Annotated in this window: 14 protein-coding genes; 13 read left to right on the top strand and 1 reads right to left on the bottom strand. The window is 37.7% G+C overall.

What is annotated here, in order from left to right:
- Window positions 1–75 precede the first annotated feature (75 nt).
- The 5 genes from MHB53_RS12205 (at window position 76) to MHB53_RS12185 (ending at window position 9,363) form a co-directional block, all read left to right on the top strand.
- Window positions 76–3,006, top strand: a complete 2,931-nt coding sequence (locus tag MHB53_RS12205) for a family 43 glycosylhydrolase (RefSeq protein WP_340918621.1) — start codon at window positions 76–78, stop codon at window positions 3,004–3,006.
- A gap of 57 nt (window positions 3,007–3,063) precedes the next feature.
- Window positions 3,064–3,198: a hypothetical protein gene (locus tag MHB53_RS12200; protein WP_340918619.1), complete on the top strand. Its 135-nt coding sequence runs from the start codon at window positions 3,064–3,066 to the stop codon at window positions 3,196–3,198.
- Window positions 3,195–4,211 carry a LacI family DNA-binding transcriptional regulator gene (locus MHB53_RS12195; RefSeq protein ID WP_340918617.1) on the top strand — a complete coding sequence of 339 codons (1,017 nt, stop codon included), beginning with the start codon at window positions 3,195–3,197 and terminating at the stop codon, window positions 4,209–4,211. The genes MHB53_RS12200 and MHB53_RS12195 overlap by 4 nt, the downstream gene beginning before the upstream one ends.
- Before the next feature lie 161 nt (window positions 4,212–4,372).
- Entirely contained in the window at window positions 4,373–6,208 is a 1,836-nt protein-coding gene (locus tag MHB53_RS12190; RefSeq protein WP_340918615.1) for a heparinase II/III family protein, read from the top strand.
- A 23-nt stretch (window positions 6,209–6,231) separates the two neighbouring features.
- Window positions 6,232–9,363 carry a glycoside hydrolase family 2 TIM barrel-domain containing protein gene (locus MHB53_RS12185; RefSeq protein WP_340918613.1) on the top strand — a complete coding sequence of 1,044 codons (3,132 nt, stop codon included), beginning with the start codon at window positions 6,232–6,234 and terminating at the stop codon, window positions 9,361–9,363.
- 74 nt (window positions 9,364–9,437) lie between these two features.
- Here MHB53_RS12185 and MHB53_RS12180 read toward each other — a convergent pair whose 3' ends face one another.
- Window positions 9,438–10,304, bottom strand: coding sequence for an AraC family transcriptional regulator (locus MHB53_RS12180; protein WP_340918611.1), 867 nt, complete (start codon window positions 10,302–10,304; stop codon window positions 9,438–9,440).
- 304 nt (window positions 10,305–10,608) lie between these two features.
- Here MHB53_RS12180 and MHB53_RS12175 point away from each other — a divergent pair, with 304 nt between their 5' ends.
- From MHB53_RS12175 to MHB53_RS12140, 8 genes are all read left to right on the top strand, one after another.
- Window positions 10,609–11,514, top strand: a complete 906-nt coding sequence (locus MHB53_RS12175) for an aldo/keto reductase (RefSeq protein ID WP_340918609.1) — start codon at window positions 10,609–10,611, stop codon at window positions 11,512–11,514.
- Window positions 11,515–11,524: 10 nt separating this feature from the next.
- A complete protein-coding gene (locus MHB53_RS12170) occupies window positions 11,525–12,538 on the top strand; it encodes a zinc-binding alcohol dehydrogenase family protein (protein ID WP_340918607.1) in 1,014 nt (337 codons plus the stop codon).
- Window positions 12,539–13,088: 550 nt separating this feature from the next.
- Window positions 13,089–14,267: a sn-glycerol-1-phosphate dehydrogenase gene (locus tag MHB53_RS12165; protein ID WP_340918605.1), complete on the top strand. Its 1,179-nt coding sequence runs from the start codon at window positions 13,089–13,091 to the stop codon at window positions 14,265–14,267.
- A 155-nt stretch (window positions 14,268–14,422) separates the two neighbouring features.
- Window positions 14,423–15,439 (top strand): Gfo/Idh/MocA family protein, encoded by a 1,017-nt coding sequence (locus tag MHB53_RS12160; RefSeq protein WP_340918603.1) that lies wholly within the window; start codon window positions 14,423–14,425, stop codon window positions 15,437–15,439.
- 236 nt (window positions 15,440–15,675) lie between these two features.
- A complete protein-coding gene (locus MHB53_RS12155; protein WP_340918601.1) occupies window positions 15,676–16,668 on the top strand; it encodes a LacI family DNA-binding transcriptional regulator in 993 nt (330 codons plus the stop codon).
- Window positions 16,669–17,172: 504 nt separating this feature from the next.
- Window positions 17,173–18,189, top strand: coding sequence for an inositol 2-dehydrogenase (gene iolG, locus MHB53_RS12150; protein WP_340918600.1), 1,017 nt, complete (start codon window positions 17,173–17,175; stop codon window positions 18,187–18,189).
- Window positions 18,190–19,191, top strand: coding sequence for a 5-dehydro-2-deoxygluconokinase (iolC, locus tag MHB53_RS12145; protein ID WP_340918598.1), 1,002 nt, complete (start codon window positions 18,190–18,192; stop codon window positions 19,189–19,191). It begins immediately after the preceding gene.
- Between the two features lie 21 nt (window positions 19,192–19,212).
- Window positions 19,213–20,673 (top strand): CoA-acylating methylmalonate-semialdehyde dehydrogenase, encoded by a 1,461-nt coding sequence (locus MHB53_RS12140; protein ID WP_340918595.1) that lies wholly within the window; start codon window positions 19,213–19,215, stop codon window positions 20,671–20,673.
- Window positions 20,674–20,731: the final 58 nt, after the last annotated feature.

Raw genomic sequence — 20,731 nt, 5'->3', positions numbered from 1 at the left:
AGCCTAACGATGATCCTAGCGTTTATTAATTATATATGCGGTTGGAGTATTAAATAAATTATTTGGAGGAGAAGGATGAAAAAAGTATGCTCGTATTTCGGAGTTTTTCTGATGATGGTTTTAGTCATGGCTAATTTTCAAAGTAGTAAATTGGTGAAAGCAGCTAGTTGGAGCCCACCAAGTCCGGATGAATTGGCGGCAAATGATTATATTCTGTACTTTGTAAATGCAGGTGCTTCAACACCAGATGAAATACCACCAGGAGAGAAGCTAGGATTATACCAGAATAAAACAGAACAGGCCTATAATGTTGATGCAGTAACAGGTAATAGTTGGGGATATACTACAACATATAAAAGTTCAGCTACGAGTTCATCTTCTCCAAATAAATTTGATACAGTACGTTACTATGACCCTCCAGCCGCAGATAAAGTACCCGAAAAGGGATTGGAGTATAAATTTGATTTACCGAATGATAAATACGAGGTAACACTTGGTTTTAAAAATCCTTGGAGTACAAGGGAATCGAATATTATTTTGGAAAATAGCAATGTTGATAATCGTTACACAGTAGTTCAAGGGAAGGAACAAACTGAAACATATGAAGTGGAAGTAACTGATAGTGAGTTGAATATTGAGATTGTAAGACCAGCTGAAGGTGGTTCCGCGACGTCAACATGGGCAGACCCATTGGTAAGTTTTATTGTAATTAAATTGAAGGTAGATATAACAACGGAAGTTTTGCAAAAAGCGATCAATAAAGCGGAATCGATTAATCGAGATGACTACACAGACTATTCGCTAGATAAATTAGATCAAGCAATTGTTGAAGCGAAAGCCGTTCTGGAAAACGGGAAAGCCCAGCAGGAAGAAATAGATAAAGCGTATAGAAATTTAAATGATGCGTATAACAATCTAGCTACTCCATATTCATCTTTTGTCCCTGGAGCTGTTTGGAATGATACGAGTGGTACCCCTATCCAAGCTCATGGTGGAGGAATAATGAAAGATGGCGATACGTATTACTGGTATGGCGAGGATAAGACAAACGGTTATCTTCCAGCTACTGGTGTACACGCATACTCATCAAAAGATTTATATAACTGGAAAGATGAAGGAGTGGTAATGAGAGCGATTGAAAGCAGAGATCAATTTACTACTGATCCTTATTTTGTAAATTTATATGCTCATAGATCGGAAGAAGAGAAGGATCTCATTTTCAGTGATATCAATTCGGAAAGAGGAATACTGGAAAGACCTAAAGTTATTTATAATGAAAAAACGAAGAAATATGTTTTATGGTTACATGTAGATGGCCCATATCAAGGCTCAGATGCCAATTATGCTAAAGCGAAGTCAGGCGTGGCCATTAGTGATTCACCCACAGGTCCCTTTGAATATTTAGAGAGTAATCGTTTAAATAAAGCGCCTGAAGGTGAGCCAGTATATGGTCCAGATACTGGTATGGCGCGAGATATGACTTTATTTAAGGATGATGATGGTACAGCTTATGCTGTTTATTCAAGTGAAGAAAATATGTCATTGTATATTTCTAAGCTTACAGATGATTATTTGCAAATAACAGGCGAGGAATATGGTGTGGATTATATTAGAGCACTCCCGGGGAAACAGCGAGAAGCTCCTGCTATGTTCAAATATGATGGAAAATATTACTTGATGACATCAGGAGCCACGGGATGGAGCCCGAATCAAGCCAGTTACGCAGTAGCGGATTCGGTGTTGGGAGAATGGACAATCAAGGGAGATCCAAGCGTTGGGACAGGCGCCAATACAACCTTCCAAAGCCAAAGTACATTTATTATTCCAGTGGACCCTGAGAATGGGAAGTTTATCTATATGGGAGACAGATGGAATTCTGGGAACTTAAAGGATTCTCGCTATATTTGGCTACCACTTGAATTTAATCAGGAAGGAAATATGTTCCTTAATTGGTATGATGAATGGATATTAAGCGATTTAGACGATAAAGGAAAGATAAAATTAGTCACAACACTTCCAGATGCCGTTGCCTTAGGAAACGAACCAGAATTGCCGGATACATTAGAGATTATTAATAGTGGTACCCAACAACAGGTTCCAGTAACTTGGGAAATAGATGAACAAACATTTTCTAAGCCCGGGGTTTTTACAATTAAAGGTATTTTGCCAACTTTAAATAACAAAATAATTACTCATCAATTTTATGTGATCCCTAACGATGTAAAGTATTTTATTAGTCCCGGTAATGCGATGACAAAGGATTATCAAGAAATGTCTTCATATATGGAAGATACGCTTCAAAATAAAGGAATTAATGATCAATTATATGATGCTGCTAGTCTTGAAAATACATGGGGATACTCGGGAGGTACGACTGAAACTACAAATGGAAATGATATTTTCAATTCCGTTAGGTATATTGTTAAAGACAGTGATCAAAAGAAACTTTCCTATACATTTGAGGTAGATGGAGAAAATTACACAGTATTTGCTGGATTTTATGATCCTTGGGCTATATATGCCAAAGGCGATAGGAAAGCAGATGTTTTTGTAAATGAGAAATTAGTAGACTCAGAATATACATATTCTGATCAATATGAAGTACGGGAATATAAAAATGTAGACGCAGTAAACGGAAAAATCGAGTTAAAAGTACAGCCGTCGGCCAGCGTTGCCGGGAAACCAAATTCTGATTCGCAAATTAGTTGGATCATGGTCGTCGACAATGCGGAAAAGGAAAAAACAGTAACGCTTGATCCGATCAATGAGTTGGCGAATAAAGTTACTGGAACAGTTAAACCGGGATCAGAAGATGTAACAGTTTTACTGCCTAATGGAGAAAAGGTTGTTGCAGACGTTAAAAAGAGTGGAAAATGGAAAGCAAAACTATCGAATAAATTTTTAAAGGCTGGAGATCAAATTACAGTTGTACAAATGAAAGGTATTTTTTCGGAAACGGTTTCAATAATAGTAAAACCTAAACCAGGGAAAAAAAGTGAAGAATAGGACTACTAGTAAATTGGGAATTTGATCTTTTCGAAATAGTAGTGAGGAGCCCTGAAAGTGAGTGCATTTCAGGGCTTGTTTTCAAATGATAGTAATAGAGAAAGATTTGTATTCGCTTTATTGAATATTCAATATGCAAGTAGTATAGTTAAGTTAAGCAGTTCCTACTATAAAAGAGGTATGCAAATATGACAAAGAAAAATATCACTATTTATGATATTGCAAAAGCAGCGAATGTGTCTCCAACAACTGTTTCCAGAGTACTGACTAGAAGTCCACTAGTAAAGGAAAGTACACGTAGGCAAGTACTTGAAATAATGGAGAAGTTAGATTTTTCGCCCAATGAAGCGGCAAGAAGTTTGACGACGAATCAAACGAATATGATCGGCTTTATTCTTCCAGATATTACAAACCCATTCTTTTCTCAAACGTATATTGATGTTGAAAGTAAGGCGCGTGAAAAAGGCTATACAGTTCTATTAAGAAATTCGATGAATAGAAGTGAGATGGAATCGGCTCATTTGCGGGAGTTTGAGGAGAGACGGGTGGAATGTATTGTCTTTATGGGTGGACGGATAAATAAATCCAATCCTGATGAAAAAGAAATAGATGAAATGTTAGAAGTGATAAAGAGGGTTCCAATTATCATGGTCAATGGCCGAATGAAAGGGATTGATTGCCATATAATTCGTACGAATGAAGAAGAAGGAATTAGGTCGATTCTTTCCCATTTAGTTTCACAGGGCCATAAAAAGATTAGTATGATCGGGGGAACAAATGGAATTTCATCTACCGATATAAAGGTAGAGATATTTCAAGCGGAATTGAAAAGCTTTCGTTTGGATTACAATGAAGATTGGCAAATTTATTCGGGGTTTGGCATTGATGATGGACGAGAAGCGATGAAGAAATTATTGTTAAAAGAATGCCTTCCAACAGCTATTATTGGGATCAATGACATGGTTATATATGGAGCATTAAAGGAGTGTAGGGAGCAGAAGGTTTCAATCAGCAATTTTTCCTTTGTTGGTTTTGACGATATTTTTCCATCCGACATTGTGCATCCAAGCTTAACAACTGTCAATCATAATTATGATCTTTTAGGTTCTGAAATTGTTCAATCGCTTAGTAAAATAATTGAAAAAGAACCTTTGGAAAGAGAGATAATGATTGATACAAAGTTAATAATCAGAGAGTCTAGTTAAACGATAAAATAGGAATTTTTCCAAAAATGACACCGGTTGCATTATCAGGTGCAATATAAATATAATAAATAATTTGTATATATGGATGAGGTAATATAAATTAAGGTAAATAGATTCAAGTTTGAAAATTATTAATAAATCTCCATAATGGAGGTCTGAATATGAAAATAGCCGATATTGAAAAATATTTAGTTTCGAAGAACTTTGACACTTTACTATTTTCTAATAGGGAAGAAAAAGCTGCGTGGCGAAAAAAAGTCAAAGAATCATCAGTGCTTGACCCTATGATTAGAGAAATAAAGTTGGAAGCTGATAGATTGGTAGCTGAGCCAACACAGGAAATCACCTATTCATTATTCCGAATTTTTCAAGAAACTGGGTCTCGGCAAGCATATGAACAGGCATATTTCGAAAAAAGAAGAAGGCTTAATACATTTGCGATAATGGTGTTGCTGGAACCTGATTGTAAAGCGTCACTTAAGGAACTGGAAAATATTATTTGGTCGATTTGTAATGAATACACTTGGTGTCTTCCCGCCCATCTCTCAAATAGTTCTGAAACGGAAGTGAACCATCATTATTCGCTAAAAGAACAACGGAGCAGCGAAATATCGATTGATTTATTTGCTGCTGAAACTGCCTTTTCACTTAGTGAAATATTAATACTAACAGAAGAATATTTAGATCCTCTTATATGTAAGCGAATTTATCATGAAGTTTATCGAAGGATCCTTTGGCCTTTTCATAATCAAAAATCATTTGGTTGGGAAAAATCTACTCATAATTGGGCAGCGGTTTGCGCCGGATCGATCGGTGCGGCAGCGATTTATTTACTTGAAGACAATCAAGAACTTTCCGAGATATTAGAACGAGTTCTTTCTGCATTAGGTGCTTATTTAAGTGGTTTCAATGAAGATGGCACATGTTTGGAGGGGTATGGATATTGGCAATATGGTTTCGGTTATTATGTGTACTTTACTGATTTGCTTAAGAAAAGAACAAATGGTGCAATCGACTTATTTCAGTCAGAAAAGATTCATCAAATCGCATTATTCCAGCAGAAGGTATTCTTGAATAAAAATGTAATTGCTAATTTTTCCGATGCACTTCCACAAACAAATCTTTTTTTGGGACTTAGTCACTTTTTAAATGATATATATCCAGATGTTGAATTGCCAGAATTAATACTTAGAGCAAAATATACAGATGATCATTGCAGTCGTTGGGCACCGGCATTTCGAAATTTACTTTGGTCTCGTGAAGAAGACGAAGGAAAACCGTGGAAAAGTGCTTCGTACCACTTAAAGGAATCTGCATGGTTCATTTCAAGACATTGTACGCAGCATGGAACATATGCATTCGCAGCAAAAGGCGGTCATAACGCAGAGCCACATAACCATAATGATATTGGTCATTTTATGTTGCTCGCCGATGATGAGGTATTTTTAAAAGATCTGGGATCAGGCATGTACAGCAAAGATTATTTTGGACAAAAACGTTATTCCTTTTTATGCACCGGATCTCAAGGTCACTCTGTACCAATCATAAATGACGAATATCAAATAGAAGGTGCAGCCCATCATGCAGTTGTAAAACAAGTAAAGATTGGTCAGGAAGTTGAAACATTCAAACTAGAAATGTCTAAAGCATATGTATTGCCCGATTTACAGGAGTTCATCCGAACATTTACATGGGATAGATCGGATAATCCTAAACTAATACTAGAAGATATATTTCTTTTTAACTCTGATCCTGAATCGATTGTTGAACGATTCATTACATCTGCTTTAACTATCTATGAAGATAATAAAGGAGTCATTTTACAAGGCAAGAGTAAATTGCATATTCTATATGATCGCAATTTGCTCCGATTAAATATAAAAGAACTTTCATTTATCAATCACTTTGGTGATAAAGAAACTATTTCAGCTCTTGATTTTAAAGTTATTAATCCTAGTAAAAAAGAGGAAATCCAATTTGAATTTCAGTTTGAATAAAAAAGAGAGAAAGAGGGATCTACATGCTAAAACAGTTAACAAAGTTTGAATACACTCCACCGAAAAATGGGTATCCGGAATGGAATAATAACCCTGAGATTTTCCAATTAAACAGACTTAAAGCACATGCAAGCTTGATGCCGTATAAAGCAGTGGAAGAAGCATTCAAAGGGGATCGATATGCATCAGATTACTACAGGTCTTTAAACGGGCAATGGAAGTTTGCTTTTGCAGAAAATCCGGAGCAGCGGAATGAAACGTTTTTTAGAGCTGATTTTGATAGTAATGACTGGGATGAAATAAAAGTACCGGCACATTGGCAGCTGCAAGGTTATGACTATCCGCAGTATACGAATGTACGCTATCCATGGGAGAATACGGAAGATATTAAAGCTCCTTTTGCACCAACGAAATACAATCCTGTTGGACAGTACATACAAACATTTACTGTACCGGAAGAATGGGATGGTCAGCCGGTATATATTAGTTTTCAAGGAGTTGAATCTGCCTTTTATATTTGGGTAAATGGCGACCTTGTTGGTTACAGTGAAGATACGTTTACGCCAGCAGAATTTGATTTGACACCTTATTTAATAGAGGGAGAAAATAAACTGGCAGTAGAAGTATATCGCTGGTGTGACGCAAGTTGGCTTGAAGACCAAGATTTCTGGAGGATGAGCGGAATTTTCCGGGATGTGTATTTATATTCTACTCCGACTATTCATATCAATGATTTCTTCGTAGAAACGGAACTAGATGAAGAATACCAGCATGCTGAACTAAAAATCAAGGCGGAAATTGCGAATTATTTTGAGCAGAATAATGGGAAAGTCGTATTTGAAGCGATGTTATTTGATCAAAATCAACAAGCAGTATTAGATGCGCCGGTAAGTGTTGAAATGGATGTTTCTAATGAAGCGAATGGTGAAATTAGTACATCGGTATTTATTGAAAACCCTTTAAAATGGAGTGCGGAGAATCCAAATCTTTATACACTCGTGCTCAGTTTAAAAGGTGAAAATGGAAGTCTGATAGAAACTGAAAGTTGCAAAGTTGGTTTTAGGACATTTGAGATAAAAGACGGTTTGATGAAGATCAACGGTGAACGGATTGTGTTCAAAGGTGTTAATCGCCATGAGTTTTCTGCTGATAAAGGGCGCGCTATTGATTATGAAGACATGGTTCACGATATTAAGTTAATGAAACAGCATAATATCAACTCTGTTCGAACGTCACATTATCCAAATCATCCATTTTTATATGAGCTCTGTGATGAGTATGGACTTTATGTTATCGATGAAAATAACTTAGAGACACATGGGTCATGGACATATGGTCAGCAGGAAGAAGGCAATGCATTGCCTGGAAGCAAGCCTGAGTGGACAGAAAATGTGTTGGATCGCTGTAATTCTATGTTTCAACGTGATAAAAATCATCCATCCATTATTATTTGGTCACTAGGAAACGAATCATTTGGCGGCGATAACTTTATTAAAATGCATCAGTTTTTCAAAGAAATAGATCCATCTCGCCTCGTTCATTATGAGGGAGTGTTCCATTTCAGGGAGTCTGAAGCAGCATCCGATATAGAAAGTACGATGTATGTTCCGCCTCATCTGATGGAGAAATATGCTATTGATGCCGAAGAATCAGACAAACAAGTAAAGCCATATATTATTTGCGAGTATAGTCATGCAATGGGAAACTCTTGCGGAAATTTATTTAAATATACAGAGTTATTCGATCGCTATCCGATTTTGCAAGGAGGATTCATTTGGGACTGGCGAGATCAAGCCATCCGTACAAAAACGGAGGATGGGACCGAGTTTCTGGCTTATGGTGGAGACTTTGGCGAGTCACCGCATGATGGAAACTTTTCTGGTGATGGGCTTATTTTCGCGGATGGGACTGTTTCACCGAAAATCTATGAGGTGAAAAAGTGTTACCAAAATATTGAGTTTACTAGTATAGATCTTGAAAATGGCATCATCAAGATTAACAATAAGAATCTTTTTGTTAATCTTAGCGATTATGAGTGCCGTTGGGAGATTAGCGAAGAAGGGAAAAGCGTTAAGACGGGAGTCGCGGAAGTAAATGTAGAACCGGGCTCCATTGAGGAAGTGAAGTTGGACTTCGATTTGTCTGACTTTGATGCTATTCAAACTGAGCTCATACTGACTGTGAGCATGCATACAAAGGATGCGAATGTTTGGGCGGAAGTAGGTCACGAAATAGCGTTTGAACAGTTTGTACTCCGCGAGGAAACAAAAGAAAATCGGGAACTAGCTGAGTTAGATTTGAAAGTAGTAGACAATGATTCTGCTTTGGCAATTACAGGTGAGAATTTCTCCGTCCATTTCAATAAGCAGACTGGAGACCTAGAATCCTATATATTTTCTGGAGTGGAGTTGTTAAAAACTGCACCAGCTCCGAATTACTGGAGGGCAATGACGGACAATGACAAAGGTAGTAAGCTTGATCAGCGAAGCGTAACATGGCGGGAAGCTGGACTGAAACGAGTTCTGAACTTCTTTGAAGTAGAAAAGACGAGTGAGCATGTTGCTGTAACCGTAAAATATCAGCTACCAACAACGACTGAGTCTAATATTGTGATTCGGTATACGATTAATAATACCGGAGAAATTGCAGTAGACTCCGAAATAGCTCCAGGCGGGCAGCTACCAGAAGTTCCGGAAATCGGTATGCTTTTGACAATGGATGCTAATTTTGAAAATATCGACTGGTACGGAAAAGGACCACATGAGAACTATATAGATAAGGAAAAAAGCGCTAAAATCGGTTTATATACAGGGAAGGTTAAAGACCAATATGTCCCTTATTTAAAACCACAGGAATGTGGAAATAAGACGGAGGTAAGGTGGGCAACGATCACGAATGAGGATGGTCTTGGACTGGAAATTTCCGGACATCCAACAGTCGAAGTTAACGTTCTTCCATATACACCATCCGAACTTGAAGAAGCTAGCCATGGCTATAAGCTGCCTGAAAGCAGGCAATCAGTCGTGCGCGTCAATCATAAACAAATGGGTGTTGGCGGCGATGATAGTTGGAGTCAAAAAACTCATCCAGAATTCACACTATATGCGGATCAGACATACCGTTATTCGTATACGATGAAGGGGATTAAAAAGTAACGAAAATAGAGTCTATCCTAGGAATTTTGTCTTGGATAGACTCTATTTTTTGTATCTCTGAAAAATATAAATCACTAGTGTGCCGAACGCTTTCTGAATTCGGAGGGAGTCATGGAAGTTTGTTTTTTAAACGTTCGATAAAAATGCGGCATACTATTATATCCACATTGATTAGCAATTGTGGATATTTTTATTTCATGATTCAATAACCAGTCTTTTGCAAGATTAATCCTTTTTATTGTAATGTAATGGGAAGCATTCATTCCTACTAATTGTTTGAAAACACGACTAAAATGAGCTTCGGATACAGATGCACGCTTTGATAGAAAATGTAAGTTTAACTCATCACTTATATTTTGATTGATATATGTTAGAGTTTCCTTCATCCATTTTGGTCCATATCTCGACTGTGTATGTTCGACTAGGCTTTTTGATAGTGATTTTCGGTTCAATGTTAGTAAAATTAGATGTAACCAAAGTAATACCGCATTTTGTTTATCTGCGTCTAGTGAACGTTCCTCATACATTAATTGATCAATATATTCATCCAACTTAGTGAAATGTTGCGGAGAGAAATTATGTTTATAACTTTTCCTTTTTTTTGCTTCTTCGAAAATCTGTGAATATGTAAAAGAATCTCCAATGGAGGCATGCTGAATTAATGACGAGCAAAAAAAGATAGCTGTTGATGAAATAAGATTTGTTTTCTCAGGAATAACACGATGAATCGTATCCGTCGGGATAATGATTACATCGCCTTTTTCTATGTCATAAAATGTTTGATCAATAAAAATGGTTCCTTTACCGCTATAAACAAAGATAATCTCGTTCCATTCATGCATATGATCTGGAAGCTCAAGCTGGGGGCTTTTTCTATCTTTATAAACTAGGTAAAACGGAAATGAACTTTCATGATTAAAATGCTTACGAACCGGTTTCATATCCACCTCCTATTCCTCATTAACTGATTATTATGAGGTTAGTGAATTTTAACATAAAATATCAATAAAAGGTATAAAGTAGTCAAATTTAGCAATTTTAATAGCCTTTAATAGGTGATAATATTAGGCTTATAATCTGATCCTATTTTAAAAGGAGAATCAAACAGGAAAACATTAAGCTGTACATCCATCTAAACAAATCTTTTAAAAAATTGTTATTGTTAGCGGAATCAATATTAGTGTGTAGGCTGGACCGATTGAGAATACTCAAATAAATTTTCCTTTATAAGGAGGGATTTTGTATATGAAATATCGAAAACTAAGTAGCACTGGCCTGAATGTATCTGTATTAAGCTATGGTGCTTCTTCCTTAGGTTCCGTTTTTAGGGATATTAATGAGGAGGAAGGAATAAAAACTGTTCATGAAGCGGTAGACGGTGGGATAAATTTAATTGATGTGTCCCCTTATTATGGGTTAACGAAAGCTGAAACGGTGCTCGGAAAAGCTTTGAAGGAAATACCGAGAGACAAGTATTTACTATCCTCCAAGGCTGGTCGTTACGGTGAGAATGAATTTGATTTCTCTAAGCAGAGTATTTTAGATAGTGTGGAAAATAGTTTAGAACGGCTTCATACCGATTATTTAGATTTTCTATTCCTACATGATATTGAGTTTGGCTCCTTTGAGGAAGTGATGGAGGAAGGAATCCCAGCATTACTTCAATTAAAAGAACAAGGTAAAATTCGCTATTTTGGCGTATCCGGATTGCCACTTTCTATTTTCGAAAATGTCCTTGAACAGATAGACCTAGATGTCATTCTTTCGTATTGTCATTATTCATTAAATGACCAGTCCCTACTGGGGCTTATTCCACTTTTAGAAGAAAAGAAAGTTGGTTTACTCAATGCATCACCACTATCGATGGGCTTACTTGGCACAAGAGGTGTACCAGCTTGGCATCCTGCTGATGAACAAATAAAAAGCGTTTGCCAGCAAGCATTAGCGCATTGTGAAAAGAAAGGTGAAAACCTCTCGAAATTAGCGATTCAATATGCTGTTAGTAATGAGCGAATACCGACTACTTTAGTGAGCTCGGCTAGTATTGAAAACATTCAAAATAATATTAAATGGGTAAATGAGCCAATGAATGAGGAGTTATTAAAAGAAGTATTGGACATCCTCGCCCCCATTCATAATAAAACTTGGTAGGAGGGATTGAATGAAAAGTATCGTTTGTACAGAACCAAATAGATTTATTGCTAAAGATATCGAGCCTCCTGTCCTACAGGATGGTGCAGCACTTATTCATATAAAAAGAGTTGGAATATGTGGGACAGATTTACACGCATTTAAAGGCAATCAACCATATTTCACCTATCCACGAGTACTTGGTCATGAACTGAGCGGAATAATCGCAGAAATTGATGATAATGCTAAAGGATTACAGGTGGGTGACCAGGTTGCAATTATTCCTTATATAGACTGTGGGACATGCATTGCGTGTAAAAGTGGGAAAACGAATTGCTGTACAAAAATGCAGGTGATTGGTGTCCATGAAGATGGTGGCATGCGTGAAATAATATCGGTTCCGATTAGAAACCTTTTGAGAACAGCTGGAATCACACTTGATCAAGCAGCAGTGATTGAACCGTTAGCGATTGGTGCACATGCTGTGAGACGATCAGCGATCAAAAAAGGAGAAACTGTTCTCATTATTGGGGCAGGTCCAATCGGTCTGGGTGTGATGGCATTCGCAAAAAATCAAGGTGCTAGAGTGATTGCAATGGATGTAAATGAAGAAAGATTGCAGTTTTGTAAATCTTGGGCGCATGTGGATGCGATTATAAACGCTTTTGATAAGCCAATTGAAGCACTTGAAAAAATGACAAATGGTGATTTGCCAACGATTGTTTATGATGCTACAGGGAATGTACAATCGATGAAAACAGCGTTTCAGTACGTTGCTCACGGTGGAACATTAATCTATGTGGGACTAGTAGATAATGAAATTAGCTTTTTTGATCCGGATTTTCATAAGAAAGAACTCACCTTGATGGGTAGTAGGAATGCAACTCGTGAGGATTTTGAATACGTATTGAATGTATTAGTTACTGGTGAAATAAATACGAATCGCTATATTACACATCGCTGTATCTTTGACGAAATGATAGGTCAATTTGAAAGTTGGCTTTTACCTGAATCTAAGGTGATTAAGGCGATGGTGGAATTATAAAAGATTGATGATTATTTACTGCTAAAAAAAAATAACATGCCATACTAAGCAGTGAAATTTAGCGGAATAGAGGCAGCAGATGTCAGTTGGAATCAACTGTAAATATCAATTTATGTAGTTTTGAGATAACCATTTAGCAATTTTATGTATATTAAATTCGCCGAATATATGCAATAATCAGAGGTAGGTCATTATTTTACATAAAAGGGAAATTTCAATTGGGAATAATATTGTTATCAGTTTAGAAAGCACTAGTTTTACAAGAAGGTGACTTTCGGAGCTCTTCCTTTATTAAAAGTGTTTCATTATATCATGTAAATATAAATAGATTGTACATTAAAACCCAGTCAACCATCGGCTGAAAAGAGGCATTGAAGGTATATTATTGGTTGTCCGTATCAGTTGGTTGAAAGCGTTTCAAAGTAATGCTACTAATCTACTGAACATGGGATAGAATAATATGCCTGTTCATGATTGTAGAGACTTGGCCATATGAACTCAACCGAACTACTTGTAATACCAACAAAGCAAAAGAAAGGACGTTTTTAAGATGGAACTAGAAGAGATGATTTCAGAGATTGAACTAGCTGCTAAGGATTGCAATTGTGGAAATCCACATAATAAAATTACGATAGAAGCAATGACCGTTGGAGATAATGCTTTTGAAAAATGCGCAGATTTTACTGCGATGAAAAAATATGAGCATGTTTTGTTGGTTGCTGATGTACGTACATATGCAGCCGCGGGAGAAAATCTTAATACTATATTGGAGAAAAAGGGGAGTGTGACTTCTGTCTGTTTGATTGAACCGAATGTGAACGGGGATGTTGTTGCGGACGAGGTGTCGATTGTTCAAGTAATGTTGGAATTGAACGATAATATCGATGCTATCATTGCTGTTGGTTCTGGAACGATTCATGATATTGCAAGATTTTGCGGTGCGAAAACGAGCAAACCATTCATTTCAATTCCAACTGCTGCTTCGGTGGATGGTTTCACATCACTGGGGGCTCCGATTATTGTAAGGGGTGTGAAAAAGACTTTTCAAACGGTCTCACCAATTGCATTATTTGCTGATATCAATGTATTGGTAAACGCTCCCCAAGAAATGACTGCGGCGGGTTTTGGAGATATGTTAGCAAAATTTACTTCACTGTCAGATTGGAGTTTCAGTCAATTGATCGCTTGTGAAGCTTATTGTCCACTTTCTGCTTCTATTACAAAGGAAGCATTGCTTGAATGTGTGGAAAAGGTAGATCAAATTGCAGCTAGGGAGGAAGAAGGGATTCGAAGTTTGATCACGGCTCTCATTCAATCGGGGCTTGCAATGCTTATCTTTGGGCAATCACATCCGGCATCAGGTGGTGAGCATCACCTTTCTCACTATTGGGAGATGGAATTTTTACAAAAAGATCGTCCACAGGTATTACATGGTGCTAAAGTTGGCGTTAGCTCCATCATATTAGCAAAGCTTTACAAACAGTGGTACGGAGCTGACTTTTCACATTTACCTTCAGAATTACAAGAGCATGCTGTTAAAATAACTGCAATCGTTGAAAACATTCCAGATGCTGACATCTTGAAAAATTGGCTTGTGAAAATGGGTGGTCCCACGACTCCAGACGATATTGGAATAGGTGCAGACCTCGTTGAGCGGAGTTTGCAAGAAGCCTACTTATTGCGAGATAGATATACGATGTTGAAATGTTTTAATGTCGGGTTGGAATAGGAATTAATGCCCCGATTAATAGAAAGAATGGATCAATAAATGGTAGTAAGATATTGTAATAAGTCATAATCGGTAGTAAAGTAGCAACAATCGATAGTAAGGATTAAAGTTGATTCAAAAAGTAAATAATTTCATGAGTTGAAGGGGAATAAGCAATGAGCAAACATCGAATTGTCGTAGCAGGTTGTGGGGGAATGTCGAATACATGGTTTGATTATCTCGCTGAACGAATAGATGCACAGGTGGTTGCACTCGTTGATGTGCATATCCCGGCCGCTGAAGCAATGGCTAAGAAGCGTGGACTTAACGTTCCACTTTATTCTGATTTAGGCGAAGCGATTAAAGAGAGTGATGCAAACCTTGTGTTTGATATCACGATACCTAAAGTGCATAAAGAAATTGTCACGACTGCACTTAAAGCGGGCTGTCATGTGTTTGGTGAAAAGCCGATCGCTGAGACATTGGCAGACGCTAAGGAAGTTGTTGATGCTGCAGGAGAAACAGGCAACACATATTCAGTTATGCAAAATCGTAGATTCAATAGTCAGATCCGTGCTTTTCAGCAGTTACTCGAGGGTAGAACTGTTGGTACGATAGGATCGCTTCATGCTGATTTTTTTCTTGGTCCGCATTTTGGTGGATTCAGGGATGTAATGGATAGTCCGCTCATTGTCGATATGGCGATTCATACTTTTGATCAGGCTAGATTTCTTATGGGGGCAGATCCTGTGTCCGTCTATTGTCATGAATACAACCCACCTGGATCTTGGTATAAAGGAAACGCTTCGGCAATCTGCATTTTTGAAATGAGTGACGGATCTGTTTTTACCTACCGTGGTTCATGGTGTGCAGAGGGGTTTGAAACTTCTTGGGAGGGTGATTGGCGTGCGATTGGCGAATTTGGAACTGTACGCTGGGATGGCGAACAGTTACCGATTTGTGAAATAGTGGATGAAACCCAGTCTGCTGAATTTATGAAAAAAACTAAATCAGTTGATGTTCCAGATATGTGGAAAGGACGCGAAGGCCATTGGGGATGTTTGGATGAAATGTTTACTGCACTCGAACAAAATCGCCAGGCAGAAACAGATTGTACCGATAATATAAAAAGTATGGCAATGGTTTTCGGAGCAGTGGAAAGTGCTAGAACGGGACAAAAAGTGCTTTTATAATAGAATGAGTCATGTAAACTATTAAAGCAAAGTGATGTTCCAAAATTTACTTTTGGGACATTTTTGTGTCCGAAATAAAAGAAATCCAATCAGATTAACACTATGAACGCACAATTAGAGTATAATAACTGAAAAATATCAAAGTACAATTTATCTTTAAATCATCGTCTAGGCATATAATGATAGATGAAGGAGAGTATATTATTATAGCTTTCAAATGAAAGGAGGTAAGCTGTATGAAAGTAACCATATACGATGTTGCTAAAAAAGCAGGAGTATCGATCGCGACAGTTTCTAAAGTGATTAATAACACCGGTAATATGCGAGAAACAACGAGGAAAAAGGTAAGCGAAATAATGAAACAGATGAATTATCGCCCAAATTTAATGGCGTCTGCTTTATCAGGAAAAGGGACAGAGACGCTCGGACTTTTAGTACCAGATATATCTAATCCTTTTTTTTCAGCGATGGCTCGAACAATTGAAGACTGTGCACATGAAAGAGGAATGAGCGTTATTATGTGTAGCACAGACGAAGATGTTGAAAAAGAAAAGAAATATTTAGACGTATTGCAAAGAAAACAAGTGGACGGTTTTATTATTGCTTCGACTTTTCATGATAAAAGCTTACTACAAGAGTTGATAAAAAGTAATATTCCTTTAGTGATGCTGGCATATGACGAACCATCACTAGATGTTTCAAAGGTATCTGTAGATGATGTTAAAGGTGGATATAATGCTACAACACATCTTCTCTCTGGCGGACATTCTAAAATAGCTGTCATTGCTGAGCATACATATAGTAGTAACTTGCGTCTTCAAGGCTATTGCGACGCATATTCAGATCATAGTTTAGTATTTCAAGAGGAGTATATATTTCGAACAACTGCCTCTATTTCAAATGGTAAAGCATGCTTTGAAAAGATATTTCAACAGCTAGATATTGGTCCACCCACAGCAATATTTGCTTGTAATGATCTGCTCGCGATAGGTATCATTCAAGGTGCAACAGAAAAAGGAATTAAAATTCCTGAAGATTTAGCAATTATCGGATTTGATAATACAATTTTAGCTACGACTACTGTACCAGGACTTACAACGATATCCCAACCAATTGAAGAGATGGGAAAAAAAGTAGTGTCGATAATTATCGATGAAATCAAAGATAGTAATTCTGTAAAAAAAAGAATACTATTTAATCCTGAATTGATTGTACGAGGGACTACCTAATCCAAAGAATGTCCAAGGTGAAAGTGATACTTATTCGTTAGTCTGTTATAATCTGATACTACCAATATACAAAGGATGATGATTTGAAAAGATCACGTCCTATTTTGTTTTGCGTATATACCACATAAATGGAGTATTTATGAAGGATTATATAGTATGCATAAAGATCACTCTTAAATTAAATTTTCAAAATACATTGCTTATTCACAACGGTTACATTATAATAATCCGTAATAAGAAAAGTGTTATCTATAAGTGTTGTCTAAAGGTTAAGCGCTTAACTAATAGTCTTCTTAGGAGAACACCGCTATGATTCATCGAGAATTTATTCTGTCTTAAAAGGCAAATACAATGCTTTGCATCTAACATTGATAGCGAAATTTAAGTTTTTTAGAGTTGAAATTTTATCAAGTTGGTCAGTGTCAGATTAGAAATCCGAAAAATTAGGATCAGGCTAACTGATCAATTGCTAGATTTGAATAGATTCGTGAATGGAGGAGAAATATGACATTTACTATTGGTGTAATTGGGGCTGGGAGAATTGGACAGTTACATGTAGAGAACTTATCGAAGATTCCGTTTGTACGTGTAAAGACAGTTGCAGATATTTCGGTTTCTCATCTCAAAGAATGGGCAAATCTGTATCAGGTGGAGGAGTTGATAACAGATTATCATCGTTTGCTTCAAGATCCAGATATTCAAGCGATTTTTATTTGTACACCAACTCCTAGTCATACTACTATTATTAAAGAAGCTGCATTGATGAAAAAGCATATTTTTTGTGAAAAGCCAGTTAGTTTTTCAGCGGCAGACACGAAGGAAGCTATAGAAGCAGCAGCACTAGCTGGAGTGAACTTACAAATAGGATTCAATCGCAGATTTGATCCTAATTTTAAACGACTTCGCCAAATCGTAGAAAACGGTGAGGTAGGAAATCCACATATTATTAAAATTACATCAAGAGATCCAGCACCTCCGAGTACCGATTATATACGCAAGTCAGGCGGGCTATTTATGGATATGATGATCCATGACTTTGATATGGCTCGTTACATTGTTGGGTCTGAAGTAGAAAGTGTTTCTGCGGTTGGTGCAGTCATGGTCGATCCAATTATTGGGGAGCTAGGAGATATAGATACAGCTGTCGTAACACTCACATTTGAAAGCGGTGCCATAGGAGTGGTTGATAATAGTCGCCAAGCTGTATATGGGTATGATCAACGCGTTGAAGTTTTTGGTGATAAAGGTATGGCATCAGCGGAAAATAATAGAGCTACAACAGTGGAAGTATCTAAAGCTGATGGAGTAGTGAAAGATAAACCACTCTACTTTTTTTTAGAACGGTATACAGAGGCTTATATTGAAGAAGTGAAAGAATTTGTACATGCCTGCGAGAAAGGACACGAAGTTTCCTGTTCAGGTTTTGATAGTTTGATAGCAGAAAGTATTGCAAGAGCAGCTAAAGAGTCACTTGAAACTCGCAGACCTATTCGCTTAATGAAAGAAAAGGAGGGAGTTTAGATGAATGATCTGTTATTTAATGATGCCAGGGATTATGATCTAATCGCTATTGGCAGATTATGTATTGATTTAAATGCAAATGAAACAAACCGTCCGATGGAAGAAACGAATACTTTTACAAAGTATGTCGGGGGTTCTCCAGCAAATATTGCGATTGGCTCGGCACGCCTTGGTCAAAAGACTGGGTTTATCGGGAAGGTTTCAGATGATCAAATGGGGCGTTTCATTACCCAATACTTAGAAAATGACAATATTAATACAGATGGAATAGCCGTTGATAAAACTGGGGCCGTTACTGGACTTGCCTTTACAGAAATTAAAAGTCCCTCTGAATGCAGCATTCTCATGTACCGTGACAATGTAGCTGATTTACTACTTCATCCATCAGATGTAAAGGAAGACTATATCAAACGAACGAAAGCACTATTAGTTTCGGGAACAGCACTGGCGGCCAGTCCTTCACGTGAAGCTGTTCTTCTTGCACTTGAATATGCAGTAAAACACAATGTTGTAATTATTTTTGATTTGGATTATCGTCCATATACATGGAAAGATGAAGCCGAGACGGCAGTGTATTATAATCTTGTCGCAGAAAAATGTGATGTGATTATTGGGACCCGTGAAGAGTTCGACATGATGGAAAAGCTTGTGAATATCGAAGGATCAGACGATCAATACACAGCATCAAAATGGTTTTCATATCGTGCAAAAATTGTTGTTATCAAGCATGGGGGTTCTGGTTCCGTTGCCTATACGAAAGATGGTCAATCGCATCGGAGTGGAATATACAAAACGGAAGTGTTAAAAACATTTGGGGCTGGTGATTCATATGCATCTGCGTTTATTTACGGTTTAATGAAAGGTGAAGATGTATCGGAAGCGATGAAAATGGGTAGTGCCTCAGCTTCCATTGTCATTTCTCGTCATAGTTGTTCTGATGCGATGCCTACCCTTGAAGAATTAATCAACCATATGAATACAGGTATTTACGTATCAGTCTAATAAAGAAAGGAAGATTAAAACATGTCACAGACAACAGTTGAACGGTTAAAAAACTATATCAATGGAGAATGGGTCGAATCTTCAGCGGAAAAGTCAGAAACAGTAGTTAATCCAGCGACAGGTGAAGTATTGGCAGAAGTTCCTTATTCTACAAAGGAAGATCTTGATCTGGCTATTCAGACAGCAAAAGAAGCATTTAAAACATGGTCACAGGTATCGGTTCCAAAACGTGCACGTATTTTATTCGCATATCAGCAGCTTCTTGTTGATAATTGGGATGAGCTTGCTAAGCTAGTGACGATTGAAAATGGGAAAAGTCTTTCTGAAGCTAAAGGGGAAGTTCTAAGAGGCATCGAATGTGTAGAATTTGCAGCAGGTGCTCCAACCCTAATGATGGGGAAACAGCTACCGGATATTGCGACTAATCTTGAATCTGGTATGTATCGCTATCCACTTGGAGTCGTGGGTGGAATTACACCGTTTAATTTTCCGATGATGGTTCCTGCTTGGATGTATCCACTTGCCATAGCTTGTGGAAATACGTTTGTACTGAAACCATCTGAACGCACGCCATTATTGGCATCTCGACTAGCGGAATTATTTACAGAGGCGGGTCTTCCAAAAGGAGTGCTCAATATTGTTAATGGGGCTCATGATGTTGTGAACGGTCTCCTTGAACATAAAGATATTAAAGCGATTTCATTTGTAGGATCGCAACCTGTTGCAGAATATGTATATAAAACAGGAACGGCAAATTTGAAACGTGTACAAGCACTAGCGGGAGCGAAAAACCACTCCATTGTATTAAGTGATGCGGATCTGGATCTTACTGTTAAAGAAATTATTAGCGCTGCATTCGGCTCAGCTGGTGAACGTTGTATGGCAGCTGCTGTTGTTGCAGTGGATGCAAGTATTGCTGATCAATTAGTTGAGAAGCTAAAAGAGGCGGCAGATCAAATTAAGATTGGCAACGGACTCGATGATGGCGTATTTTTAGGTCCAGTCATTCGTGAAGGTCATAAAGAACGGACACTTGGTTATATTGAATCTGGTATTAAAGAGGGCGCGACACTTGTACGCGACGGCCGTGACGATCAGCAAACGAATGAAGCAGGATATTTTGTTGGCCCGACTATTTTTGATCATGTAACGAAAGAAATGAAAATTTGGCAGGATGAAATATTCGCTCCAGTTTTATCGATCGTACGCGTAAATGATTTAGCTGAAGGCGTGGAAGTTGCAAATGCTTCCGCGCTGGCAAACGGCGCATGCTTGTATACAGATAGCGCCGCGGCTGTTCGACAGTTCCGGGAAACCATTGATGCAGGTATGTTGGGCATCAATTTAGGTGTTCCAGCTCCAATGGCATTCTTTCCATTCTCTGGATATAAAGACTCGTTTTATGGGGATCTTCATGCAAATGGCACGGATGGTGTTGAGTTTTACACTAGGAAAAAGGTAGTTACTGCCCGTTATATTTAAATTTATTCAGCAGAAGTCTCCTACTTTTACAAGTGGCGAGAAGAATGCAAACAGGTAT

This window comes from Bacillus sp. FSL K6-3431, from assembly GCF_038002605.1.
Classification (GTDB): domain Bacteria; phylum Bacillota; class Bacilli; order Bacillales; family Bacillaceae_C; genus Lederbergia.
This window is presented reverse-complemented; position numbering and strand designations above follow the sequence as displayed.